Source organism: Lelliottia wanjuensis (genome assembly GCF_030238365.1).
GTDB classification, from domain to species: domain Bacteria; phylum Pseudomonadota; class Gammaproteobacteria; order Enterobacterales; family Enterobacteriaceae; genus Enterobacter; species Enterobacter wanjuensis.
The window spans coordinates 326,160-350,535 of the sequence record NZ_JASSOT010000063.1; the positions used below are offsets into that span (position 1 = coordinate 326,160).

Sequence of the window (24,376 nt, forward strand, 5' to 3'; positions counted from 1 at the left end):
TCACGCGTCAGGCAGATATTTGCTGCACAGCTGCTTTTTGTAATCCTGATAGCGCCCCGCCGCATTTTTGCTGGTGGTCACCACCCAGCTAAAAGCGTTATCGGAGTGCTTAATGTCGATCAGTTCCGCCGTCGGCTCGCGGCCAATGCTCATTTGCTCAACGGGCGTTAAGGCATCGACGGAGAATGAGAGCGCAATTTGATCGAGGAACCACTCGGCCTTCTCGCTTGCCAGGTTGACGTCGATAAAGTGGCCGACAGCGGCGAAGTATTTTTTCGAGATCGCGCCGCCGCGGGTATAGACGAATCCGGCCGGGATCTGCTCCCACAGGGGCAGACCGTCGTGGTGCGAGACGATCAGTTCGTTATCCTGGTAGCGCGCTTTCACTTCAGCCCAGGATTTTCTCACCAGGCAGTCGGCATCCAGGACCATGATCGGCCCGTTAATTTTCTCAAGCGCGTGGCTCAGGAAGATAAAGCGGCGGCAGGCGTAGTGCACATTCACGGCCTGGACCGCGGCAAAGTATTCGCTGCTGAGCGACAGATTCAGCCCCGGCAGCGTCTTACCCAGCCCCTGCAGATGCGAAATCATCTCCGCATCGCAGTTATAGATATGGAAATGGACGTTCAGATCGCTGCCGTTAGTCTCATAAATCGAGAGCAGCAGCGCGACGGCGTGCTGATAGTAGTAACCCTTGTCACAGGCCACCATCACCGTGGTTTTACCGTTATCTTCTGGGGCGATAAGCCATTCGTAGCGCGACGCATCGAGCTTCGGCGCGGGTAAACTCAGCGGGCGGAAGTCGATAAATGAATCCGGGAAACCGCCGAGCTTATAGATGCTGCACACCACCATGATCAGCGTCATGCGATCTTCGCCAATCAGGTCGGCATTCGCCGTGAGCTGCTGAACAATCACCAGCGCCTGGTTGTAATCCTCTTCCATCAGACAGATGAGCAGCAGGATTTTCAGCACGCTCGGGATTTCGCTGAGTGTTGAAAGGTTGTTGGTGATCAGGAACAGCACCGAGTCAATTTCGTTGACGCGGAACAGGATCTGAATGGAGGCGACCAGGAAATGGACACTGTTTGAAAGCTGCATCGCCTCAACGACCTGGCTTGTGATCAGCGCGATGGTTTCGGCTGACAGTGGCACTTGCTGCCCGTCCGAGCGGCTATCAAAGGCGCCGTTCGCCAGCGCGACCGCGCTCATCATCAGCTTGATAGCGCGATCCTGATCGGGATCTAACTCGGTTTCCGCCGCGTTCAGCATGCCTTCCAGCGAACGAAGATCGGCGTTGGCGTAGTTGAGGATCTCCACCACGATATGGGCTGGCAGGGCATCGGCTTCAGGCAGATAGATTTCACGGGTGAATACATCCCGATAATATTGGTGCATGGCTCTGGTGCGAGCGTAAGTTGTCATAGTGATGTATTAACCTGTGATAATGCGTTTTTTAACCGATTCTGCAGAGGTTGAAAGGTTATCACTGCGGGGGCAACCATAATGGCGGGAACAAAACCTAAATCAGCGCCTTATTTTCGAGTTTAGAAATGCGCGTCGCTGACGTTATTCATCTTTCAGGGGCAAAAAAAAAGGCTGCTGTTTCCAGCAACCCTTTCTTAAGAATTTTGCGAAATTAACGCAGCAGGGACAGCATCGCCTGAGGAACCTGGTTCGCCTGAGACAGCACAGAAGTACCAGCCTGCTGCAGGATCTGCGAGCGGGACATGTTGGAAACTTCGGTCGCGTAGTCAGCATCCTGGATACGGGACTGTGCCGCAGACAGGTTGTTGATGGAGTTGTTCAGGTTGTTGATGGTAGATTCGAAACGGTTCTGAATCGCACCCATGTTAGAACGTGCGGTATCGATTTTCGCGATAGCGGCGTCAGCAGCAGAGATCACGGTCTGCGCAGAGGAGTTGCCTGCGATAGAGGTGCTCAGGGTGCTGCTCAGGGTACCGGAAGTGGCGTTGATCAGCGCAGAGCTGTCAATTGCGATGGTGTCGTTAGAAGAAACACCTGCGCCAACCTGGATTTTCAGAGCGGTAGAAACAGAGCCGTTCAGCAGGTTTTTGCCGTTGAAGTTCGCGCCGCCAGCGATACGGTCAATTTCAGACAGACGCTGGGTGATTTCCGTGTTGATGGAATCCAGGTCAGTCGTGCCGTTGGTGTCGTTCGCTGCCTGTACGGCCAGTTCACGGATACGCTGTAAGTTGGTGTTGATCTCGTTCAGGTTACCTTCCGCGGTCTGCACCAGGGAGATACCGTCGTTGGCGTTACGCGCCGCCTGAGTCATGCCTTTAACCTGAGAGGTCATACGGTTAGCAATCGCCTGACCAGCAGCATCGTCTTTAGAGCTGTTGATACGCAGACCAGAAGAAAGACGCTCGATGGCGGTGCCCAGAGAAGACTGAGATTTGTTCAGGTTGTTCTGAGTCGTCAGGGACAACAGGTTGGTATTGATAACTGCCATGATTAAATTCCTTAGTTAGGTTTGCAGGGTCGGTGCCTGTCACTTACGGCGTCTCACACCGTTATTACAGTTATCGACGGCATGAACTAAGACTTTAGATATTTTGTAAAAAAAAGATCGAAGTCCCGCAGACCTAAAAAAGGGCTGCTGTTTCCAGCAACCCCTTTGTTCTTTCTGCGAAATTAACGCAGCAGGGACAGCATCGCCTGAGGAACCTGGTTCGCCTGAGACAGGACAGAAGTACCAGCCTGCTGCAGGATCTGCGAGCGGGACATGTTGGACACTTCGGTCGCGTAGTCAGCATCCTGTACGCGGGACTGTGCGGCAGACAGGTTGTTGATGGAGTTATTCAGGTTATTGATGGTTGATTCGAAACGGTTCTGAATCGCACCCATGTTAGAACGTGCGGTATCGATTTTCGCGATAGCGGCGTCAGCGGCAGAGATCACGGTCTGTGCTGAGGCGTTGTTGCTGATCGCCGTGCTCAGAGTGGAGCTCAGGGTACCGGAAGTGGCGTTGATCAGCGCAGTGCTGTCAATCGCGATGGTATCGTTAGAAGAAACACCCGCACCTACCTGAATTTTCAGGGAAGTAGACACAGAACCGTTCAGCAGGTTTTTGCCGTTGAAGTTCGCGCCGCCAGCGATACGGTCAATTTCAGACAGACGCTGGGTGATTTCCGTGTTGATGGAGTCCAGGTCGGTTGAGCCGTTGGTGTCGTTCGCGGCCTGTACGGCCAGTTCACGGATACGCTGTAAGTTGGTGTTGATCTCGTTCAGGTTACCTTCCGCGGTCTGCACCAGGGAGATACCGTCGTTGGCGTTACGCGCCGCCTGAGTCATACCTTTAACCTGGGAGGTCATACGGTTAGCAATCGCCTGACCCGCTGCATCGTCTTTAGAGCTGTTGATGCGCAGACCAGAAGACAGACGCTCGATAGCGGTACCCAGAGAAGACTGAGATTTGTTCAGGTTGTTCTGAGTGGTCAGGGACAACAGGTTTGTATTGATAACTGCCATGATTAAATTCCTTCAATTTAGTTTTATAAGTCAGTGCCAGGCACTCGCGGCGTCTCTCACCGTTATTAAGATTATCGACGTATTAAGGGAAGACTTTAGATATTTCGCTAAAAATAATTCGCCCTCCTGGGTTTATTTACTTAATAAAAATTAGATTCACCGAACTTATTAATAAATAATATGCAAAAAAAAAGGATTGCTGTTTCCAGCAACCCTTTTGGATATTTCTGCGAAATTAACGCAGCAGAGAGAGCATCGCCTGAGGAACCTGGTTCGCCTGGGACAGAACAGACGTACCGGCCTGCTGCAGGATCTGCGAGCGGGACATGTTAGACACTTCGGTCGCGTAGTCAGCGTCCTGTACGCGGGACTGTGCCGCAGACAGGTTGTTGATGGAGTTATTCAGGTTGTTGATGGTTGATTCGAAACGGTTCTGAATCGCACCCATATTAGAACGTGCGGTATCGATTTTCGCGATAGCGGCGTCAGCTGCGGAAATAACGGTCTGAGCCGTGGAGTTGCCCGCGATAGTGGTGCTCAGGGTGGTGCTCAGAGAACCGGAAGTGGCGTTGATCAGCGCAGTGCTGTCAATTGCGATAGTGTCGTTAGAAGAAACACCTGCACCCACCTGAATTTTCAGGGAGGTAGACACAGAGCCGTTCAGCAGGTTTTTGCCGTTGAAGTTTGCGCCGCCAGCGATACGGTCGATTTCAGACAGACGCTGGGTGATTTCCGTGTTGATGGAGTCCAGGTCAGTCGTGCCGTTGGTGTCGTTCGCGGCCTGCACGGCCAGTTCACGGATACGCTGTAAGTTGGTGTTGATCTCGTTCAGGTTACCTTCCGCGGTCTGCACCAGGGAGATACCGTCGTTGGCGTTACGCGCCGCCTGAGTCATACCTTTAACCTGGGAGGTCATACGGTTAGCAATCGCCTGACCCGCTGCATCGTCTTTAGAGCTGTTGATGCGCAGACCAGAAGACAGACGCTCAATAGCAGTGCCCAGAGAAGACTGTGATTTGTTCAGGTTGTTCTGAGTGGTCAGGGACAACAGGTTGGTATTAATAACTGCCATGATTGAATTCCTTCAAATAAGTTTTAAAAGTCAGTGCCAGGCACCTGCGGTATCGCTCACCGTTATTAAGGTTATCGACGAATAAGGGAAAGACTTTAGCTATTTCACTAAAAATAGATCCGCCCCATCTTTTTATTTCCCTAATAAAAATTAATTTCACCTAAATTAATAAAAAACCGCAGGCAAAAAAAAGGGCTGCTGTTTCCAGCAACCCTTTTCGATATTTTTGCGAAATTAACGCAGCAGGGAGAGCATCGCCTGAGGAACCTGGTTCGCCTGAGACAGCACAGAAGTACCAGCCTGCTGCAGGATCTGCGAGCGGGACATGTTGGACACTTCGGTTGCGTAGTCAGCATCCTGAATACGGGACTGTGCCGCAGACAGGTTGTTGATGGAGTTGTTCAGGTTGTTGATGGTAGATTCGAAACGGTTCTGAATCGCACCCATGTTAGAACGTGCGGTATCGATTTTCGCAATCGCGGCGTCAGCAGCAGAGATCACGGTCTGTGCAGAGGAGTTGCCTGCGATAGAGGTGCTCAGGGTGGAGCTCAGAGTACCGGAAGTGGCGTTGATCAGCGCAGAGCTGTCAATCGCGATGGTGTCGTTAGAAGAAACACCTGCGCCCACCTGGATTTTCAGCGCGGTAGACACAGAGCCGTTCAGCAGGTTTTTGCCGTTGAAGTTCGCGCCGCCAGCGATACGGTCGATTTCAGACAGACGCTGGGTGATTTCCGTGTTGATGGAGTCCAGGTCAGTTGTGCCGTTGGTGTCGTTAGCGGCCTGTACGGCCAGCTCACGGATACGCTGTAAGTTGGTGTTGATCTCGTTCAGGTTACCTTCCGCGGTCTGCACCAGGGAGATACCGTCGTTGGCGTTACGCGCCGCCTGAGTCATGCCTTTAACCTGAGAGGTCATACGGTTTGCAATCGCCTGACCCGCTGCATCGTCTTTAGAGCTGTTGATGCGCAGACCAGAAGACAGACGCTCAATAGCAGTGCCCAGAGAAGACTGAGATTTGTTCAGGTTGTTCTGAGTGGTCAGGGACAGCAGGTTGGTATTAATAACGGCCATGGTTCGATTCCTTTAATGTAGTGTTATGAGTCGGTACCGGTCACTCACGGCAGCTCTCAGCGTTATTAAGGTTATCGACGAACTGGAGAAAGACTTTAGATCTTTCGCTAAAAATAGATCGCTATCAGGGGCGGACTTCTCTGACAAAAATGAGCGGCACTGAGACTGGTGAAAAACGATAAAAAAAGGGCCGCTGTTTCCAGCAACCCTTTCTTAAGAATTCTGCGAAATTAACGCAGCAGGGACAACATCGCCTGAGGAACCTGGTTCGCCTGAGACAGCACAGAAGTACCAGCCTGCTGCAGGATCTGCGAGCGGGACATGTTGGACACTTCGGTCGCGTAGTCAGCATCCTGGATACGAGACTGGGCCGCAGACAGGTTGTTGATAGAGTTGTTCAGGTTGTTGATGGTGGACTCGAAACGGTTCTGAATCGCACCCATGTTAGAACGTGCGGTATCGATCTTCGCGATCGCGGCGTCAGCAGCAGAGATGACGGTCTGTGCAGAGGAGTTGCCCGCGATGGTGGTGCTCAGGGTAGTGCTCAGAGAACCGGAAGTGGCGTTGATCAGCGCAGAGCTGTCGATCGCGATGGTGTCGTTAGAAGAAACACCTGCGCCAACCTGGATTTTCAGCGCGGTAGATACAGAACCGTTCAGCAGGTTTTTGCCGTTGAAGTTTGCGCCACCGGCGATACGGTCAATTTCAGACAGACGCTGGGTGATTTCCGTGTTGATGGAGTCCAGGTCAGTTGTGCCGTTGGTGTCGTTCGCGGCCTGTACGGCCAGCTCACGGATACGCTGTAAGTTGGTGTTGATCTCGTTCAGGTTACCTTCCGCGGTCTGCACCAGGGAGATACCGTCGTTGGCGTTACGTGCCGCCTGAGTCATGCCTTTAACCTGAGAGGTCATACGGTTAGCAATCGCCTGACCAGCAGCATCGTCTTTAGAGCTGTTGATACGCAGACCAGAAGAAAGACGCTCGATAGCGGTGCCCAGAGAAGACTGAGATTTGTTCAGGTTGTTCTGAGTGGTCAGGGACAGCAGGTTGGTATTAATAACGGCCATGGTTCGATTCCTTCAATATAGTGATATGAGTAAGTGCCGGTGACTCACGGCGTCTCTCAGCGTTATGAAGGTTATCGACGGGTCTGAATAAGACTTTAGAACTTAAGTCAGAAAAAATTTAACCCTTTGTATTTAATGTGTTTTAAATCCTGTAAATGCCTCATCATTCTCTTCAGATGTTAATTCAACAGGTGTACTAAGCTAAATTATTAATCCACGCTTAACTCTCTTGCCCTTCCCTTCTTTATACCTCCAGACCGCAATAGAGGCATATGACCGCATCGTTGTGCGTTATTCCGTCGATAATTTTTTTAACTAAAACGTAAACTATCTCCAGAAGTCGCCGATAAGTATCTGAAACTACCATTGGCTAAAGGAAATGAATTAATGGCAAGTACAATCACTACCTCAGGGGCGACGATAACCAGCATGGGGGTCGGCTCTGGACTGGACCTGAGTTCGCTGTACACGAACCTTGAGACAGCGGAAAAAACGAAGCTCAATACCATTACCACGCAGCAGTCTTCCTTTAATGCGCAGCTGAGTGCCTTTAGTAAACTGCAAAGCGCGATGCAGAACCTGAACACCGCGACTGCGGCTCTGGCCAAGAACGATACCTGGAACGCCGCCACCATTGGTTCGACCAATACCGCGTTCAGCGCCACCACCACGGCAGGTGCGGCAGTGGGTTCGTATTCGGTACAGGTTAAAGCGCTGGCTAAAGCACAGGTATTGACCACTGACAGCCAGACCAGCTCCACCGCACAGCTGGGGAGCACCACAGGTACCACGCGTACTCTGACAATTTCTCAGCCAGGCATTGATAAGCCGATCAGCGTAACGCTGGAAGACGGTGACACCAGCCTGAGCGGCATCGCTAACGCGATCAACAAAGCGAATGGCGGCGTCAACGCAACGGTCGTTAAAGCCAAAGACGGTGCGTTTACGCTGATGCTGGCATCAAAAACCACCGGCACCGCGAACGACATGACGGTCTCCGTGACCGGCGATGATGCGCTTCAGAACATCATTGGTTTTGATTCATCCACCCACACCGGTGCCATGAATCAGCAAACGGCTTCGCAAAACGCCAAAGTGGTGGTGAACGACATCGAAATCGAGCGTTCAACCAACACCATCAGCGATGCGCTGCCGGGCGTGACCTTAAGCCTGAAAGCAGAAAGCACCAAGAGTGAAAATCTGGATGTCACCCGCTCTACCGATGCCACCAAAAAAGCGGTAAACGACTGGGTCACCTCCTATAACGCCCTGCAGTCCACCATCGCCACGGTCACCAAGTACGTGAAAGTGGATGCCGGTGCCGATCAGTCCACCAGCAATGGTGCGCTGCTGGGTGACAACACCGTGCGTTCCGTACAGTCACAGCTGCGCAGCCTGCTGACCAACGTACAGGACGGGGCGTTCTCGATTATGGCTCAGCTGGGCGTGACGCAGGATCCAACCGTGGGTGCCGATGGCTCCATGGGCAACCTGAAAGTCGACGACGCCAAACTGACCAAAGTGCTGAGTGAAAGCCCGGATGCCGTACAGGCCTACTTCGTGGGCGACGGTAAAAAGACCGGTCTGGCGACGCAGATGTCGACGGTACTCACCGGGATGCTCAGCACCACAACCGGTAAAGAAGGGATCATCAAGAACGCCACCGACGGGATCAACAGTACGCTGAAGTCTCTGGATCAGCGCTACACCGCGATGGAAGCCAGTATTGATGCCACCATGGCGCGTTATAAAAGTCAGTTCACTAACCTGGACACCATGATGAGCAAGCTGAATAACACCGCCGCTTACCTCACCAAGCAATTTAGTTCTTAGCGGTTAAGGAACGTATATGTATGCACAAAACGGCGCCCGAGCCTATCAGCAGGTCGGGCTGGAGAGCGCGGTTCTGAGCGCAACTCCGCATCAGCTTGTGGTCATGCTTTTCGACGGGGCACTTAGTGCCCTGGTTCGCGCCCGGCTTTTCCTCGAAGAGGGGAAAATTGCCGAGAAAGGTGAAGCCTTATCGAAAGCGATCAACATTATCGATAATGGCTTAAAAGCGGGACTGAACATGGAGGTTGATAGCGAGTTGCCTGGCAACCTCGCTGCACTGTACGACTACATGGTTCGACGTCTGTTACACGCTAACCTGCGTAATGACGTCGAGGCCATTGTCGAGATCGAGGGTATATTAAATAACATTGCGGATGCGTGGAAACAGATAGGCCCGACCGTTTCCTCTCTCCAGGATAAATTTTGATGACGAATCCCAGCACCGCTCTTAACGACTGGCAGGCCCTGCACAGCCTTAGCCTGGCGATGTTAAAACTTGCTCATTCCGGCCAGTGGGATGAGCTCATCGCCCACGAAATCTCCTATGTGCAGTTGGTTGAACGCATCTCGCAGAATTCTATACCATCTGCTCATGCGGCCCAGATTGAACAGGCGCGATACCTGTTAGAGATGGTGCTGAAAAATGAGAAAGAGCTAAAAGAGCTGCTGGCTATCCGCATGGATGAGCTGCGTAATCTCATCGACCAAACGACGAAACAACAGTCCATAACTTCGGCCTATGGCAAGCTTTCCGGAAATATTCTTTATCCAGAAAGTCTGACTCGCGATAACCAACTATGATTTCATCATCCATACTCCAGAAGTCAGCCTAACGGCTTCTGGAGCACGGAAGATGAAAAACCCCACTCTGTTACAATGTTTTCACTGGTATTACCCCACTGGCGGCGAGCTGTGGCGGGAAGTGACGGCGCTGGCCCCCAATCTCAACGAAATCGGCATCAACATGATCTGGCTGCCCCCGGCTTACAAAGGGGCATCGGGCGGGTATTCCGTCGGATATGACTCTTACGATCTGTTCGATCTCGGTGAGTTTGATCAAAAAGGGTCTGTCGCCACCAAATACGGCGATAAAGCGCAGCTGCTGGAGGCTATCAACGCCTTAAAAAGCAATGAGATCGCCGTACTGCTGGACGTGGTAGTGAACCACAAAATGGGCGCGGATGAGAAAGAGTCGATCCGCGTGCAGAGAGTGAATGAGCAGGACCGGACGCAGATTGATGATGAGATCATCGAATGCGAAGCCTGGACCCGCTACACCTTCCCCGTCCGGGGCGGGAAATACTCCGAGTTTATCTGGGATTTCAAATGCTTTAGCGGCATCGACCATATTGAAAACCCCAACGAAGACAGCATTTTCAAAATCGTCAATGATTACACCGGCGACGGCTGGAACGATCAGGTCGACGACGAGATGGGCAATTTCGATTACCTGATGGGCGAAAACATCGATTTTCGCAATCACGCGGTGACGGAGGAGCTGAAATACTGGGCGCGCTGGGTGATGGAGCAAACCCATTGCGACGGTTTTCGTCTCGATGCGGTGAAGCATATTCCGGCCTGGTTCTATAAAGAGTGGATTGAACACGTGCAGGAAGTGGCACCCAAACCGCTATTTATCGTGGCGGAATACTGGTCCCACGAAGTTGATAAACTCCAGCAATACATCGAGCAGGTCGAGGGCAAAACCATGCTCTTCGACGCCCCGCTGCAGATGAAATTCCACGAAGCCTCCCGCCAGGGCCGCGACTACGACATGAGTCAGATCTTCACCGGTACGTTGGTGGAGGCGGATCCGTTCCATGCCGTGACGCTGGTCGCCAACCACGACACCCAGCCCTTGCAGGCGCTGGAAGCACCGGTCGAAGCCTGGTTTAAACCGCTGGCATATGCCCTGATTTTGCTGCGCGAAAACGGCGTGCCGAGCGTGTTCTATCCGGATCTGTTTGGCGCGAGCTATGAAGATACCGGCGGCGACGGGGAAACTTATCCTATCGTGATGCCGGTTATCGAGCAGCTCCACGAGCTGATCCTCGCCCGCCAGCGTTTCGCCCACGGCGTGCAGACGCTGTGGTTCGATCATCCCAACTGTATTGCCTTCAGCCGCAGCGGTACCGATGAAGATCCGGGCTGCGTGGTGGTGATGTCCAACGGGGACGACGGCGAAAAAGTGCTGTGTCTCGGGGAGAATTACGGCAACAAGAGCTGGCGTGATTTTCTCGGCAACCGGGAAGAGAGTGTCACCACGGCCGCCGACGGCGAAGGGACGTTCACCTGCAAAGGCGGGAGCGTGAGTATCTGGGTGATGGAGGAAGTGTTGTAGTTGGGGGGTTGTGCCGGGTGGCGCTGGCGCTTACCCGGCCTACAAAATCGGACCGTAGGCCGGGTAAGGCGTAGCCGCCACCCGGCAAAAAAAACCTTACTTCACCGCACTCTCAAGCGGGTTCTTGCTCAGGTAATCAGCGCACTCCACCGTCGGACGGTCGACGCGCTGCAGTTCCATGCCGTCATATTCCAGCGTGTTGCCATCAAGTTCGAGCGGATAGATATCCAGCTTGCGGGTCACGTTGTAATAACTGTCAGACCGCAGCATGATTTTACCCGGCACCGCCACCACGCGCTGCCACTGACGACAATCCAGGGTATCCCCCTGCTCTGTCACCACCAGCGTCGCAATCGCTTCCGGGCTGACCATTTTGCTTTGCGGTCCGTGAGACTGCCAGTAACCCGCCAGATGAGCAGGGACTGGATGCTTGATGACATCCTGATAATTATCGACCTGCACACAACCGGTTAACGCCAGCAGCGCGCCAACCACAATACTTTTTTTCATCATCTTTCCCGCCTGCGAAGAAAAAAATATTGTGGCATTAAAGCGTTAAAGCTTCCAGCGTAAGATAACAATCGTTAAAGGGACTACACCTGCATGTTCATCACTTCCTGATAAGCCGTCACCAGCTTATTACGCACCTGAATCCCCATCTGCAGAGAAACCGATGATTTTTGCAAATCGGTCATCACATCGTTCAGCGCCACACCGGGTTCGCCGAGGGTGAACTTCTCTGCCTCTGCGCGCGCAGCGTTTTGCGTGTCGCTGATGCGATCGAGCGCGGCGTGCAGCTGCCCTGCAAAGCTGACCGTCGATTGCGTGTCCGCCGAAACGTCCTGATTACGGGCCGTCATCGCCGTTGCCTGCAGCTGGCTGATCACCCCTTCAATGCCTTGTATTGCCATGACTCTCCCCTGGATGGTTTTTTACGAGGACAAGACTAGCACCTTGTCAATGGGATAATGGCGGTAAATAGCGACAAAAAACCAGGTTATTTGACGAATCGAAAATCCGGATTCATCAAATAATAGCTCGGCCATATATATGGAACTTTTGTCGTGTTTGCCGACCCGGGAGTTAGTTTTGTTTCACTACACGAATAACATCATCCACCACGAGCCACGAGGTGCGCTATGACTGCGACAGCATCTGCAGCACCGCAAAACAAATCGCTTGAGTGGATGAACCGCCTGCGTGCGAACCCTAAAATTCCGTTGATCGTAGCCGGCGCTGCCGCTATTGCGATTCTCGTGGCGATGGTCCTGTGGGCGAAAAGCCCGGACTATCGCACCCTTTATAGCAACCTGTCCGATCAGGACGGCGGGGCTATCGTCACCCAACTGACCCAGATGAACATCCCTTACCGCTTTGCGGATAACGGGGTGCTGGAAGTGCCTGCGGATAAAGTCCACGAACTGCGCCTGCGCCTCGCCCAGCAAGGTCTGCCTAAAGGCGGCGCGGTTGGGTTTGAACTGCTGGATCAGGAAAAGTTCGGTATCAGCCAGTTTAGCGAGCAGATCAACTACCAGCGCGCGCTGGAAGGCGAACTGGCCCGCACTATCGAAACGCTTGGCCCGGTGAAAACCGCCCGCGTGCATCTGGCGATGCCAAAACCGTCCCTGTTCGTGCGCGAACAAAAATCGCCGACGGCGTCAGTGACCGTGAATCTAGAACCTGGCCGTGCGCTGGACGAAGGCCAGATCAGCGCGATCACCCACCTGGTCTCCAGCGCCGTTGCTGGCCTGCCGCCGGGTAACGTCACCGTGGTGGATCAGAGCGGTCACCTGCTGACTCAGTCCAACACCAGCAGCCGCGATCTGAATGACGCGCAGCTGAAATATGCGACCGACGTGGAAAGCCGCGTCCAGCGTCGCATCGAAGCGATCCTCGGTCCTATCGTGGGTAACGGCAACGTCCACGCTCAGGTCACCGCACAGATCGACTTTGCGAATAAAGAACAAACCGAAGAGCAGTACAGCCCGAACGGCGATGCGTCTCAGGCGGTTATGCGTTCGCGTCAGCTGAACACCACCGATCAGATCGGCGGACAGAATCCGGGCGGCGTTCCGGGTGCGCTGTCGAACACCCCTGCCCCGGCTAACACTGCGCCGATTTCGACGCCTCCGGCGAATCAGCAGAACGGCCAGCAGAATGCGGCGCAGACCACCTCGACGGCGGCGGCAAACACCGGTCCACGCAACTCGAGCCGTAACGAGACCACGAACTACGAAGTGGATCGCACCATCCGTCACACCAAGATGAACGTGGGCGACGTGCAGCGTCTCTCCGTTGCCGTGGTCGTGAACTACAAAACGCTGCCGGACGGAAAACCGCTGCCGCTGACCACCGATCAGATGAAGCAGATCGAAGACCTGACCCGTGAAGCGATGGGCTACTCCGAAAAACGCGGTGACACCCTGAACGTGGTCAACTCTCCGTTCACCGTCACTGACGAATCCGGTGGTGAGCTGCCATTCTGGCAACAGCAGTCGTTCATCGACCAGCTGATGTCCGCAGGCCGCTGGTTACTGGTCTTGATTGTTGCCTGGATTATCTGGCGTAAAGCCATCCGTCCACAGCTTAACCGCCGTGCGGAAGTGCTGAAAGCTGAACAAGAGAACATGAGCGTTCGTCAGGAAACTCAGGAAGCCGTTGAAGTTCGCCTGAGCCGTGACGAACAGCTGCAGCAACGCCGCGCCAACCAGCGCATGGGCGCTGAGGTCATGAGCCAGCGTATTCGCGAAATGTCTGATAACGATCCACGCGTCGTCGCGCTGGTGATCCGCCAGTGGATGGGTAACGAAGATGAGTAACCTTAGCGGTAAAGATAAAAGCGTCATCCTGCTGATGACCATCGGTGAAGATCGTGCGGCGGAGGTGTTCAAACACCTCTCCCAGCGCGAAGTTCAGATCCTCAGTGCGGCGATGGCGAACGTGCGTCAGATCTCCAACCAGCAGCTGACGGAAGTGCTGGCCGAGTTTGAGCAGGAAGCGGAACAGTTCGCGGCGCTGAACGTCAACGCCAACGACTACCTGCGTTCGGTCCTGGTCAAAGCCCTGGGCGAAGAGCGTGCTGCCAGCCTGCTGGAAGATATTCTGGAAACACGCGATACCGCCAGCGGCATCGAAACGCTCAACTTTATGGAGCCGCAGAGTGCCGCGGACCTTATTCGCGACGAGCACCCACAGATCATCGCCACCATCCTGGTGCACCTCAAACGCAGCCAGGCGGCAGATATTCTGGCGCTGTTCGACGAACGTCTGCGTCACGACGTGATGCTGCGTATCGCCACCTTCGGCGGCGTCCAGCCGGCGGCGCTGGCGGAGCTGACCGAAGTGCTGAACGGCCTGCTCGACGGCCAGAACCTCAAGCGCAGCAAAATGGGCGGCGTGAGAACCGCAGCCGAAATTATCAACCTGATGAAATCCCAGCAGGAAGAGGCCGTTATGTCGGCGGTGCGCGAGTTCGACGGCGAGCTGGCACAAAAAATTATCGACGAGATGTTCCTGTTCGAAAACCTGGTCGAAGTCGACGATCGCAGCGTCCAGCGCCTGCTCCAGGAAGTGGATTCCGAATCCCTGCTTATCGCCCTCAAGGGGGCCGAGCAGCCGCTGCGCGAGAAATTCCTGCGCAACATGTCTCAGCGTGCGGCGGATATCCTGCGCGACGACCTTGCCAACCGTGGCCCGGTTCGTCTGTCTCAGGTGGAAAACGAACAGAAAGCGATCCTGCTTATCGTACGTCGTCTGGCCGAAACCGGCGAGATGGTGATTGGCGGCGGAGACGATGCGTATGTCTAAGGAGTTGCCGTGGAAGCGCTGGACTCCTGACGATCTGGCCCCGCCGATGGCGGAGTTTATGCCTGCCCTGCTGCCCTCCTCCTCCAGCGAAGAGAGCGCAGACGAAGATGTACCAGAGCTGAGCGAAGAAGAGCAGCGCGCGCAGATGTTGGCGCATCTGCAAATGCAGGCGCATGAGCAAGGCTATAACGCGGGCATGAATGAAGGTCGCCAGCTTGGCCATCAGCAGGGTTACGAGGAAGGCAAAGCCCAGGGCCTTGAGAAAGGGCTGGAGGAGTCACGCCAGCAGCAGGCCCCGGTCCATGCGCGGATGCAGCAGCTGGTGAGCGAGTTCCAGAACACGCTCGATGCGCTCGACAGCGTCATCGCCTCGCGCCTGATGCAGATGGCGCTCGAAGCGGCACGCCAGGTGATTGGTCATACGCCGGTGGTGGATAACTCGGCGCTGATTAAACAGATTCAGGGCTTGCTGCAACAAGAACCTTTGTTCAGCGGCAAACCGCAGCTGCGCGTCCATCCGGACGATCTGCAGCGCGTCGAAGAGATGCTGGGCGCCACGCTGAGCCTGCACGGCTGGCGTCTGCGCGGCGATCCGTCGCTTCATCACGGCGGGTGTAAAGTCTCCGCCGATGAGGGCGATCTGGACGCCAGCGTCGCCACGCGCTGGCAGGAACTGTGCCGCCTGGCCGCACCGGGAGTTGTCTGATGACCGCCCGTCTGACGCGCTGGCTGAACACGCTCGACAACTTTGAAACGAAGATGGCGCAACTGCCATCTGTTCGTCGTTATGGCCGTCTGACCCGTGCCACCGGGCTGGTGCTGGAAGCCACCGGCTTACAGCTGCCGCTCGGCGCAACCTGCGTGATTGAACGCCAGGACCAGAACGAAACGCGCGAAGTCGAAAGCGAAGTCGTCGGCTTCAACGGCCAGCGCCTGTTTTTGATGCCCCTCGAAGAGGTGGAAGGCATTCTCCCCGGCGCGCGTGTGTACGCGAAAAACAACTCCGGCGACGGGCTGCACAGCGGTAAGCAATTACCCCTCGGTCCGGCGCTGTTAGGCCGTGTCCTCGACGGTGCAGGGAAACCGCTCGACGGACTGCCCGCACCGGACACCACCGAAACCGGGGCGCTGATCACTCAGCCGTTTAACCCGCTGCAACGTACCGCCATCGAACACGTGCTGGATACGGGCGTGCGCCCAATCAACGCCCTGCTGACCGTCGGTCGCGGGCAGCGTATGGGCCTGTTCGCCGGTTCCGGTGTCGGTAAATCGGTACTGCTCGGGATGATGGCGCGTTACACCGAAGCCGACGTGATTGTCGTGGGGCTGATCGGCGAACGTGGCCGCGAAGTTAAAGATTTTATCGAGAACATTCTCGGGGCCGATGGCCGCGCGCGTTCGGTGGTGATCGCCGCTCCGGCGGATGTCTCCCCGCTGCTGCGTATGCAGGGTGCGGCCTATGCGACCCGTATTGCCGAAGATTTTCGCGATCGCGGCCAGCACGTGCTGCTGATTATGGACTCCCTGACCCGCTACGCGATGGCCCAGCGTGAAATCGCGCTGGCGATCGGCGAACCCCCGGCGACCAAAGGCTATCCGCCGTCGGTGTTTGCCAAACTGCCTGCGCTGGTTGAACGCGCAGGGAACGGGGTGAGCGGCGGCGGTTCGGTCACCGCGTTTTATACGGTCCTGACCGAAGGCGATGACCAGCAGGACCCGATTGCCGACTCGGCGCGTGCGATCCTCGACGGTCACATTGTGCTTTCCCGTCATCTGGCGGAAGCGGGCCACTATCCGGCGATCGACATTGAAGCCTCAATCAGCCGTGCGATGACCGCGCTGATTAGCGAAAAACATTACGCCCGCGTGCGTAACTTTAAACAACTGCTTTCCAGCTTCCAGCGTAACCGCGATCTGGTGAGCGTCGGGGCCTATGCCAAAGGCAGCGACCCGATGCTCGACAAGGCGATTGCGCTTTGGCCTCAGCTGGAGGCGTTCTTGCAACAAGGTATTTTTGAACGTGCCGACTGGGAAGATTCTCTCCAGGCTTTGGATCTGATATTCCCGCAGGTGTAACACAGGTGGAGGGCGAAGATCATGGCGCAACATGGCGCATTAGCGACGCTAAAAGATCTGGCTGAAAAAGAAGTTGATGATGCCGCACTGCAGCTTGGCGCAATGCGACGCGGATATCAGCAGGCTGAAGAACAGTTGACGATGTTAATCGACTATCAGCACGAATATCGCACCAACCTCAATACCGATATGTCACAGGGCATTGGCAGCCAGCGCTGGATTAACTATCAGCAGTTTATTCAGACGCTGGAAAAGGCGATCGAACAGCATCGCCAGCAGCTGACCCAGTGGGACCAGAAAGTCGATAAGGCACTCAATTTCTGGCGAGAAAAGAAGCAGCGACTTCAGGCCTGGACTACGCTTCAGGATCGACAGACCGCCGCGACCCTGCTTGCCGAAAACCGCCTCGATCAGAAGAAAATGGATGAGTTTGCCCAGCGCGCATCAATGAGGAAAACGGAATGATCACACTGCAACAACTGCTGATGACCGACCCTGACCTGTCCGGCGGCACGCAGACGGGTAAAGGCGCCGAGGGCGCACAAGATTTTCTCTCCCTGCTGGCGGGTGCCTTAACGGACACCGCAGGCCAGGGCCAGGGCAAAGACGCCCCGCTGACGCTGGCGTCCCTGAAAGCTGCCACCAGCAAGCTGTCGAAAGAGGCGATCCTGAAGGACGGCGATAGCACCCTTCAGACCAAACTCGCCTCTCTGCTGGCGCGTCAGGATCAGATCGCCGCCGACGGTGCCGCGAAAACCGCACCGCTGGAAGGTCTGGTGGGGGGCCTGCTGCCTGCCACCCACGGCGATGCGCTGAAAGCCCTGACCGGCCAGGCGCAAAAAGAAGAGACTAAAACTGACCTGAACGATGAAGAGCTCGCCGGGCTGAGCGCCCTGATGGCGATGCTGCCGCACCAGCAGACGGCGACGGCGGCCATCTCGCCATCGACCACCGCCGGTGAGATCGCGACACAGCCTGCGGGCGTCGCCTCCTCTTCATCACGCAATGCGATGTTGAATGCCGATGTTGCCATCAACAGCAAAGTGCAGGCCAATACCGGGGATGCCGAGCGCTCCACCCTGTCGGCCAGCGTCCAGCCGTTAACGCCGGTGGCGGAAGCGGTCGCCGCGAAGCATGAAGCGATCAGCGCCGCCTCTTCGACGACATCGAGCGCAACCTTGTCCCCGATTCTGGCGAACAGTATCAGCGCACCGCCCCCTGCCGTTGCGGCACCTGCGGCGGTGATCAGCCAGCCGCTGGGGACACACGAGTGGCAGCAGGCGATTAGCCAGCACGTCACTTTGTATACCAAACAGGGCCAGCAGAGCGCGGAACTGCATTTACACCCGGAAGAACTGGGACAAGTGCAAATTTCGCTTAAACTTGATGATAACCAGGCACAGCTGCAGATGGTTTCCGCCCACGGCAGCGTACGTGCTGCGCTGGAAGCGGCGCTGCCGATGCTACGCACCTCGCTTGCCGAGAATGGCATTCAGCTGGCGCAAAGCACCATCAGCAGTGAAAGCTTCGCAGGCCAACAGCAGCAGTCCTCTCAGCAGCAACAGCAGGCCTCGCGCTCCGGCCAGCAGGGTGGATTTAACGACGAAAGTGAAGAACTGCTGGCAACGCCTGCGGCACTGCAGTCCGCCGCGCGTGGCAACAGCGCCGTAGACATCTTTGCCTAAACGCCAGAGGTAGCGTGATTATCTCCGTCTTTTCCACGCTTTGACCAAAGCAGGACGCGGGATAATCACTGTATTAGCTGTACCGAAACAGGAAGCTCGTATCAGATGACTGACTCCGCTATCACCAAAAAAAGCAAGCGCTCCATTTGGGTGCCGCTGCTGGTGTTAATTACACTCGCCGCATGTGCGACCGCTGGCTATAGTTACTGGCGTTCACAACAAGCGCCGTCAGCCGCTGCCCATGCAGAACCCCCGCCGCCTCCGGCACCGGTCTTTTTCGCACTGGATACCTTCACCGTTAACCTCGGTGATGCGGATCGTGTGCTGTATGTCGGCATTACCCTGCGCCTGAAAGATGACGCAACTCGCACCCGTCTGAGCGAATACCTGCCAGAAGTGCGTAGCCGCCTGTTACTGCTTTTCTCTCGTCAGGACGCCTCCGGGCTTGCCACCGATGACGGGAAGCAAAAGCTGGTCGAGGCCATCAAACAAACGCTGGCAGCGCCACTGGTAGCAGGTCAACCTAAGCAGGAAGTCACTGACGTTCTGTACACAGCTTTCATCCTGCGGTAGAGACATGGGCGATAGTATTCTTTCTCAAGCGGAAATCGATGCGCTGCTCAACGGCGACAGCGAGAAGAGCGATGATCCCGTACCGGGACAGGGTGGCGAATCTGATATTCGCCCCTATGACCCGAATACCCAGCGTCGCGTGGTGCGCGAGCGCCTGCAGGCGCTGGAGATCATCAACGAACGTTTTGCACGTCAGTTCCGTATGGGGCTGTTTAACCTGCTGCGTCGTAGCCCGGACATTACCGTCGGGGCAATCCGCATTCAGCCTTATCATGAGTTTGCCCGCAACCTGCCGGTGCCAACTAACCTTAACCTGATCCACCTGAAACCGCTGCGTGGCACCGGGCTGTTCGTGTTTTCTCCGAGCCTGGTCTTTATCGCCGTGGATAACCTGTTTGGCGGTGACGGTCGCTTCCCGACGAAAGTCGAAGGACGCGAATTTACCCATACTGAACAGCGTGTGATTAACCGCATGCTGAAGCTGGCGCTGGAATCTTACAGCGACGCCTGGAAAGCGATTAACCCGCTGGAAGTGGAGTACGTGCGTTCGGAGATGCAGGTGAAATTCACCAACATCACCACCTCGCCAAACGACATCGTCGTCAATACCCCGTTCCACGTGGAAATCGGCAACCTGACCGGTGAGTTTAATATCTGTCTGCCGTTCAGCATGATTGAGCCGCTGCGCGAAGTGCTGGTGAACCCACCGCTGGAAAACTCACGCCATGAGGATCAGAACTGGCGCGAGAATCTGGTGCGTCAGGTGCAGCATTCACAGCTTGAACTGGTGGCGAGCTTTGCGGATATCCCGCTGCGTTTGTCCCAGATCCTGAAATTACAACCCGGCGATGTGCTGCCGATAGAAAAACCGGACCGCATTATTGCCCATGTGGATGGCGTCCCGGTATTGACCAGCCAGTACGGCACCGTTAACGGTCAATACGCGCTACGCGTTGAGCACTTGATCAATCCGATATTGAATTCGCTGAATGAGGAACAGCCCAAATGAGTGACATGAACAATCCGTCCGATGAAAACAGCGGAGCACTGGACGATCTGTGGGCTGATGCGTTAAACGAGCAACAGGCTACCCCGAGCAAAAGCGCGGCGGAAGCGGTGTTTCAGCAGTTAGGCGGCGGTGACGTCAGCGGTACGCTGCAGGATATCGATCTGATTATGGATATCCCGGTAAAACTGACCGTTGAGCTGGGTCGTACCCGGATGACCATCAAAGAGCTGCTGCGCCTGACGCAGGGTTCCGTGGTGGCGCTGGAAGGTCTGGCCGGTGAGCCGCTGGATATCCTGATCAACGGCTATCTGATTGCCCAGGGAGAAGTGGTGGTCGTGGCCGATAAATACGGCGTGCGTATTACCGACATCATTACCCCGTCCGAACGTATGCGTCGTCTGAGCCGCTAAGTATGAAAACCCAGGCAACAGTATCTCAACCCTCTGCGGTGCCCGGCTCGCCGCTGCTCCAGGTGAGCGGTGCGCTGTTCGGTATTATTGCCTTTATTCTGATTGCCGCGTGGCTGGTCAAACGTTTTGGCCTGGCGGGTAAAACCGCCCTCACGCGCGGTCTGAAAGTGAGCGCCAGTACGTCGCTCGGCCCGCGGGAACGCGTGGTGATTGTTGAAGTAGAAGATGCGCGCCTGGTATTGGGCGTGACTGCAACGCAAATTAATGTGCTGCATAAACTGCCTCCTGCGCCGGAAACCGTGCCAGAGAGTGCAGAGAGTTCAGCGGATTTTCAGTCCGTTATGAAGAGTTTGCTTAAGCGTTCCGGGAGATCCTGATGCGCCGTGTGTTATCCCTTACGCTGGCAGGCCTCTGCCTGTTTGCTCCTGCCGTGCATGCCCAGTTACCCGGTCTGATTTCAACCCCGATGGCGGGCGGCGGCCAGAGCTGGTCTCTGCCGGTTCAGACGCTGGTGTTTATCACCGCCCTGACCTTTATTCCGGCGGTGTTGCTGATGATGACCAGCTTCACCCGCATCATCATCGTCTTTGGTTTGCTGCGAAATGCGCTCGGTACGCCGTCTGCGCCGCCGAACCAGGTGATGCTTGGCTTAGCCCTGTTCCTGACCTTCTTTATTATGTCGCCGGTGATCGACAAGATTTACGCCGACGCCTATCAGCCGTTCAGTGAAGACAAAATCTCGATGCAGGTGGCGCTCGAAAAAGGCGCTCAGCCGCTGCGTGAATTTATGCTGCGTCAGACCCGTGAAGCGGACCTCGCCCTGTTTGCCCGTCTGGCGAATGCCGGCCCGATGCAAGGCCCGGAAGCGGTGCCGATGCGCATTCTGCTGCCTGCGTACGTGACCAGCGAGCTGAAAACCGCGTTCCAGATTGGTTTCACCATTTTTATTCCGTTCCTGATTATCGACCTGGTGATCGCCAGCGTCCTGATGGCGCTCGGGATGATGATGGTGCCCCCCGCCTCCATTGCCCTGCCCTTTAAGATCATGCTCTTTGTGCTGGTCGACGGCTGGCAACTGCTGGTCGGGTCGCTGGCGCAGAGTTTCTACAGTTGAGGCGCGCCCAATGACTCCTGAATCGGTCATGATGATGGGCACGGAGGCGATGAAAATCGCCATCTCCGTTGCCTCTCCTCTTCTGCTGGTGGCCCTGATCACCGGTCTTGTTATCAGTATTTTGCAGGCGGCGACGCAGATTAACGAAATGACCCTGTCGTTCATTCCGAAAATCATCGCTGTGTTTGTCACCATTATCGTTGCCGGGCCGTGGATGCTGAACCTGTTGCTGGACTACATGCGCAACCTGTTTACCAACCTGCCCTACATCATCGGCTGACGGGCTGAATGCTACATTTCACCAGCGATCAGTTCATGGGCTGGCTCGGCCTCTACTTCTGGCCGCTGCTGCGCATCATGGCGCTGATCATGAGCGCGCCCATCTTCAGTGAAAAATCGATCCCCAAACGCGTGAAAATCGGTCTGGGGATGGCGATTACTTTTGTGGTTGCCCCGACGCTCCCGCCCGTTGACGTGCCGATTTTCTCTCCTCAGGCGGTCTGGATGGCGCTGCAGCAGATCCTGATCGGCGTGGCGATTGGCTTTACCATGCAGCTGGCGTTTGCGGCGGTGCGTACCGCCGGTGAACTTATCGGCCTGCAGATGGGGCTCTCTTTCGCCACCTTCATCGATCCGGCGAGCCACCTCAACATGCCGGTGCTGGCGCGTATCATCGATATGCTGGCGATGCTGCTGTTCCTGAGCTTCAACGGTCACCTGTGGCTGATCTCGATGCTGGTGGATACCTTCCACACGCTGCCGATTGGCGGCAACCCGGTCAACAGCAATGCCTTCCTGGCGCTGGTGCGCGCCGCCGGGCTGATTTTCCTCAATGGTCTGATGCTGGCCCTGCCGGTCATCACCCTGCTCCTCACGGTGAACCTGGCGCTGGGACTCCTGAACCGTATGGCGCCGCAGCTGTCGGTATTTGTCATCGGCTTCCCGGTCACCCTGACCGTCGGCCTGATATTGATGGCCCTGTTAATGCCCCTGATCGCCCCCTTCTGCGAACATTTATTTGGCGAATTGTTTACTTTATTGACGGATATTGTTCACGAGCTACCCAGAAATATTAATCCCTGATATTTATATTGTCTCTGTGAGGATATTCCTAAAATAAAACATGAAAAACATCTACCAGGATATATCTGGTGCGGTTTATTTGTTTTTATGCCCCTCACAATACTCAACATTTACTTTACTTTAAGATGATTCCTGGCAAATTATACGTAACTTTACGGGATAGTGAGTCCGCCTGAAAGTCTTTGTTTTGCTCACAGGTTAATAACCGTTTCCATCCCGTATGGCTGTTTATGAGCTCTCAGGCAGATGGTGAATTATCGTTACGCATTGAGTGAGGGTATGCCATGTCAACGATCATTATGGATTTATGCAGTTACACCCGGCTAGGGCTAACCGGGTACCTGGCAAGCAGAGGGGTTAAAAAGCGAGACATCAACGATGTGCATGATGTTGGTGAACTTGAAGCCGCTTGTGATACTTACAAGCCCGGCGTGGTGTTTATTAATGAGGACTGTTTCATTCACGATCCAGCCAACAGTCAGCACATCAAGCAGATCATTAATCAACATCCTAAAACCCTGTTTATTGTTTTTATGGCGATCGCAAATATCCATTTCGATGAATATCTGTTAGTCCGTAAAAACCTATTAATCAGTTCTAAATCAATTAAACCCGAGTCGCTGGATGACATTTTGGGTGATTATTTGAATAAAGAGACAAAGAGTGTAGCGGAGTTTAACATACCCACGCTATCATTAAGCCGCACTGAATCAAGTATGCTGCGAATGTGGATGGCCGGACAGGGCACAATTCAAATTTCCGACCAGATGAACATCAAAGCAAAAACGGTTTCGTCACATAAGGGTAATATTAAAAGGAAAATAAAAACGCATAATAAACAGGTCATCTATCATGTTGTTCGTCTGACGGATAATGTGACCAACGGTATTTTTGTCAATATGCGCTAATTCTTAAACTCTTCACACAATATCAATCTCTGGCCTGGCCAGAGATTTTTCGTTTTAACGGCCGGGTAAGTTCGCCCTCACCCGACGCGCCATTATTCAGATTCCGCTTTTTCCACAAAGATCCCGTCAGAATGACCAATCTCGTTAAAGAACCAGATGCCGAGCGGGTAATCTTCCAGCGACACCAGATACATGATGCCCTCGTTAAACTGTTCCACTGCCAGTACTACGCCTGGGCGGCGCGGTCCGCCGTCCGTCTTGACGGTGACCCGATCGTTGACCTTCATAAAATCCTCCTGTGGTTTTGAGCCAGTGTAGAACAAAACGCAGCAACTGGCAGCGGGTGCACGCGTGAGTGACGCTTTTGTGGGCAGTCTATACTTAACCCTGAAGACGGCGAAATGAGGTACGAGGAATGAAGACCGCGAAAGAGTACAGCGACACCGCGAAACGCGAAGTCAGCGTCGATGTCGATGCCCTGCTGGCCGCGATTAATGAAATCAGCGAAGGCGAAGTGCGCCGCTCGGAGGAAGATCCCACGCGTGTGAGCATCGACGGGCGTGACTATCACACCTACCGCGAGCTGGCCGAGGCGTTTGAGCTGGATATTCATGATTTCAGCATCAGCGAAGTGAACCGTTGAGGCGAAAAAAATCCCGGTCATGGGGATGACCGGGATGAAACTTGCTTATGCAAGAAGCACTTGTAAATTCGTTACACCAGGAAATCTGATGTGGGATTTACCTTATCCCCAATAAAATTGCATGACAAGGATATATTCCTGTCGAAAATGATTTCCGTCACAACCTTCAGTTTTAGTTATGAATCGCGG

The 24,376-nt window shown here is 54.8% G+C and carries 28 protein-coding genes; 19 read left to right on the top strand and 9 right to left on the bottom strand.

Annotation, left to right across the window (positions count from 1 at the left end; all coding sequences use genetic code 11):
* From QQF33_RS15435 to QQF33_RS15460, 6 genes are all read right to left on the bottom strand, one after another.
* On the bottom strand, positions 1 to 1,425 hold the full coding sequence (locus QQF33_RS15435) for a hypothetical protein (RefSeq protein WP_285149421.1): 1,425 nt from the start codon (positions 1,423 to 1,425) through the stop codon (positions 1 to 3).
* Between the two features lie 214 nt (positions 1,426 to 1,639).
* Positions 1,640 to 2,476 carry a flagellin N-terminal helical domain-containing protein gene (locus QQF33_RS15440; RefSeq protein WP_282495412.1) on the bottom strand — a complete coding sequence of 279 codons (837 nt, stop codon included), beginning with the start codon at positions 2,474 to 2,476 and terminating at the stop codon, positions 1,640 to 1,642.
* 182 nt (positions 2,477 to 2,658) lie between these two features.
* Positions 2,659 to 3,495, bottom strand: a complete 837-nt coding sequence (locus tag QQF33_RS15445) for a flagellin N-terminal helical domain-containing protein (RefSeq protein WP_282495411.1) — start codon at positions 3,493 to 3,495, stop codon at positions 2,659 to 2,661.
* A 235-nt stretch (positions 3,496 to 3,730) separates the two neighbouring features.
* Positions 3,731 to 4,567, bottom strand: coding sequence for a flagellin N-terminal helical domain-containing protein (locus QQF33_RS15450; RefSeq protein WP_282495410.1), 837 nt, complete (start codon positions 4,565 to 4,567; stop codon positions 3,731 to 3,733).
* A 234-nt stretch (positions 4,568 to 4,801) separates the two neighbouring features.
* Positions 4,802 to 5,638 (bottom strand): flagellin N-terminal helical domain-containing protein, encoded by an 837-nt coding sequence (locus QQF33_RS15455; protein ID WP_282495412.1) that lies wholly within the window; start codon positions 5,636 to 5,638, stop codon positions 4,802 to 4,804.
* Positions 5,639 to 5,868: 230 nt separating this feature from the next.
* Entirely contained in the window at positions 5,869 to 6,705 is an 837-nt protein-coding gene (locus QQF33_RS15460) for a flagellin N-terminal helical domain-containing protein (protein ID WP_282495408.1), read from the bottom strand.
* A 387-nt stretch (positions 6,706 to 7,092) separates the two neighbouring features.
* On the opposite strand from QQF33_RS15460, the gene fliD reads away from it, so the two are divergent.
* From fliD to amyA, 4 genes are read left to right on the top strand one after another with little or no spacing between them, the layout of a single operon-like run.
* Positions 7,093 to 8,538, top strand: coding sequence for a flagellar filament capping protein FliD (gene fliD / locus QQF33_RS15465; protein WP_282495407.1), 1,446 nt, complete (start codon positions 7,093 to 7,095; stop codon positions 8,536 to 8,538).
* 16 nt (positions 8,539 to 8,554) lie between these two features.
* Positions 8,555 to 8,965, top strand: coding sequence for a flagellar export chaperone FliS (fliS, locus tag QQF33_RS15470; protein WP_282495406.1), 411 nt, complete (start codon positions 8,555 to 8,557; stop codon positions 8,963 to 8,965).
* Positions 8,965 to 9,339: a flagella biosynthesis regulatory protein FliT gene (fliT, locus tag QQF33_RS15475; RefSeq protein WP_282495405.1), complete on the top strand. Its 375-nt coding sequence runs from the start codon at positions 8,965 to 8,967 to the stop codon at positions 9,337 to 9,339. Before fliS ends, fliT begins: the two co-directional genes overlap by 1 nt.
* Before the next feature lie 52 nt (positions 9,340 to 9,391).
* Positions 9,392 to 10,879 (top strand): alpha-amylase, encoded by a 1,488-nt coding sequence (gene amyA, locus QQF33_RS15480; protein WP_285158104.1) that lies wholly within the window; start codon positions 9,392 to 9,394, stop codon positions 10,877 to 10,879.
* Between the two features lie 96 nt (positions 10,880 to 10,975).
* Here amyA and yedD read toward each other — a convergent pair whose 3' ends face one another.
* Together yedD and fliE are read right to left on the bottom strand one after the other, a co-directional pair.
* On the bottom strand, positions 10,976 to 11,389 hold the full coding sequence (yedD, locus tag QQF33_RS15485) for a lipoprotein YedD (protein WP_285144364.1): 414 nt from the start codon (positions 11,387 to 11,389) through the stop codon (positions 10,976 to 10,978).
* Positions 11,390 to 11,472: 83 nt separating this feature from the next.
* The gene (fliE, locus tag QQF33_RS15490; RefSeq protein ID WP_282495403.1) at positions 11,473 to 11,790 is read right to left on the bottom strand and encodes a flagellar hook-basal body complex protein FliE; all 318 of its coding nucleotides are present in this window, start codon (positions 11,788 to 11,790) and stop codon (positions 11,473 to 11,475) included.
* Positions 11,791 to 12,018: 228 nt separating this feature from the next.
* On the opposite strand from fliE, the gene fliF reads away from it, so the two are divergent.
* The 14 genes from fliF (at position 12,019) to rcsA (ending at position 23,544) form a co-directional block, all read left to right on the top strand.
* Positions 12,019 to 13,698: a flagellar basal-body MS-ring/collar protein FliF gene (fliF, locus tag QQF33_RS15495; protein WP_282495402.1), complete on the top strand. Its 1,680-nt coding sequence runs from the start codon at positions 12,019 to 12,021 to the stop codon at positions 13,696 to 13,698.
* Entirely contained in the window at positions 13,691 to 14,686 is a 996-nt protein-coding gene (gene fliG, locus QQF33_RS15500; protein ID WP_282495401.1) for a flagellar motor switch protein FliG, read from the top strand. Before fliF ends, fliG begins: the two co-directional genes overlap by 8 nt.
* Positions 14,679 to 15,392, top strand: coding sequence for a flagellar assembly protein FliH (gene fliH / locus QQF33_RS15505; RefSeq protein ID WP_282495400.1), 714 nt, complete (start codon positions 14,679 to 14,681; stop codon positions 15,390 to 15,392). The genes fliG and fliH overlap by 8 nt, the downstream gene beginning before the upstream one ends.
* A complete protein-coding gene (fliI, locus tag QQF33_RS15510; RefSeq protein ID WP_282495399.1) occupies positions 15,392 to 16,762 on the top strand; it encodes a flagellar protein export ATPase FliI in 1,371 nt (456 codons plus the stop codon). The genes fliH and fliI overlap by 1 nt, the downstream gene beginning before the upstream one ends.
* 21 nt (positions 16,763 to 16,783) lie before the next feature.
* Positions 16,784 to 17,227: a flagellar export protein FliJ gene (gene fliJ / locus QQF33_RS15515; protein WP_282495398.1), complete on the top strand. Its 444-nt coding sequence runs from the start codon at positions 16,784 to 16,786 to the stop codon at positions 17,225 to 17,227.
* Positions 17,224 to 18,447, top strand: coding sequence for a flagellar hook length control protein FliK (fliK, locus tag QQF33_RS15520; RefSeq protein WP_285158105.1), 1,224 nt, complete (start codon positions 17,224 to 17,226; stop codon positions 18,445 to 18,447). Before fliJ ends, fliK begins: the two co-directional genes overlap by 4 nt.
* Positions 18,448 to 18,552: 105 nt before the next feature.
* On the top strand, positions 18,553 to 19,020 hold the full coding sequence (gene fliL / locus QQF33_RS15525; protein ID WP_282495396.1) for a flagellar basal body-associated protein FliL: 468 nt from the start codon (positions 18,553 to 18,555) through the stop codon (positions 19,018 to 19,020).
* Positions 19,021 to 19,024: 4 nt separating this feature from the next.
* Positions 19,025 to 20,029 (top strand): flagellar motor switch protein FliM, encoded by a 1,005-nt coding sequence (fliM, locus tag QQF33_RS15530; protein ID WP_282495395.1) that lies wholly within the window; start codon positions 19,025 to 19,027, stop codon positions 20,027 to 20,029.
* Entirely contained in the window at positions 20,026 to 20,439 is a 414-nt protein-coding gene (gene fliN, locus QQF33_RS15535; protein ID WP_282495394.1) for a flagellar motor switch protein FliN, read from the top strand. The genes fliM and fliN overlap by 4 nt, the downstream gene beginning before the upstream one ends.
* 2 nt (positions 20,440 to 20,441) lie before the next feature.
* On the top strand, positions 20,442 to 20,816 hold the full coding sequence (gene fliO, locus QQF33_RS15540) for a flagellar biosynthetic protein FliO (RefSeq protein WP_285158107.1): 375 nt from the start codon (positions 20,442 to 20,444) through the stop codon (positions 20,814 to 20,816).
* Positions 20,816 to 21,553 (top strand): flagellar type III secretion system pore protein FliP, encoded by a 738-nt coding sequence (gene fliP, locus QQF33_RS15545; protein WP_282495392.1) that lies wholly within the window; start codon positions 20,816 to 20,818, stop codon positions 21,551 to 21,553. The genes fliO and fliP overlap by 1 nt, the downstream gene beginning before the upstream one ends.
* A 10-nt stretch (positions 21,554 to 21,563) precedes the next feature.
* Positions 21,564 to 21,833, top strand: coding sequence for a flagellar biosynthesis protein FliQ (gene fliQ, locus QQF33_RS15550; RefSeq protein ID WP_282495391.1), 270 nt, complete (start codon positions 21,564 to 21,566; stop codon positions 21,831 to 21,833).
* A gap of 8 nt (positions 21,834 to 21,841) precedes the next feature.
* Entirely contained in the window at positions 21,842 to 22,636 is a 795-nt protein-coding gene (gene fliR, locus QQF33_RS15555; protein WP_282495390.1) for a flagellar biosynthetic protein FliR, read from the top strand.
* A gap of 284 nt (positions 22,637 to 22,920) precedes the next feature.
* A complete protein-coding gene (gene rcsA, locus QQF33_RS15560) occupies positions 22,921 to 23,544 on the top strand; it encodes a transcriptional regulator RcsA (RefSeq protein WP_282495389.1) in 624 nt (207 codons plus the stop codon).
* A 92-nt stretch (positions 23,545 to 23,636) separates the two neighbouring features.
* Here rcsA and dsrB read toward each other — a convergent pair whose 3' ends face one another.
* Positions 23,637 to 23,831, bottom strand: coding sequence for a protein DsrB (dsrB, locus tag QQF33_RS15565; RefSeq protein ID WP_181826524.1), 195 nt, complete (start codon positions 23,829 to 23,831; stop codon positions 23,637 to 23,639).
* A 128-nt stretch (positions 23,832 to 23,959) separates the two neighbouring features.
* Between dsrB and yodD the strand changes: the two genes are divergently transcribed.
* Positions 23,960 to 24,187 carry a YodD family peroxide/acid resistance protein gene (gene yodD, locus QQF33_RS15570; protein ID WP_282495388.1) on the top strand — a complete coding sequence of 76 codons (228 nt, stop codon included), beginning with the start codon at positions 23,960 to 23,962 and terminating at the stop codon, positions 24,185 to 24,187.
* Positions 24,188 to 24,376: the final 189 nt, after the last annotated feature.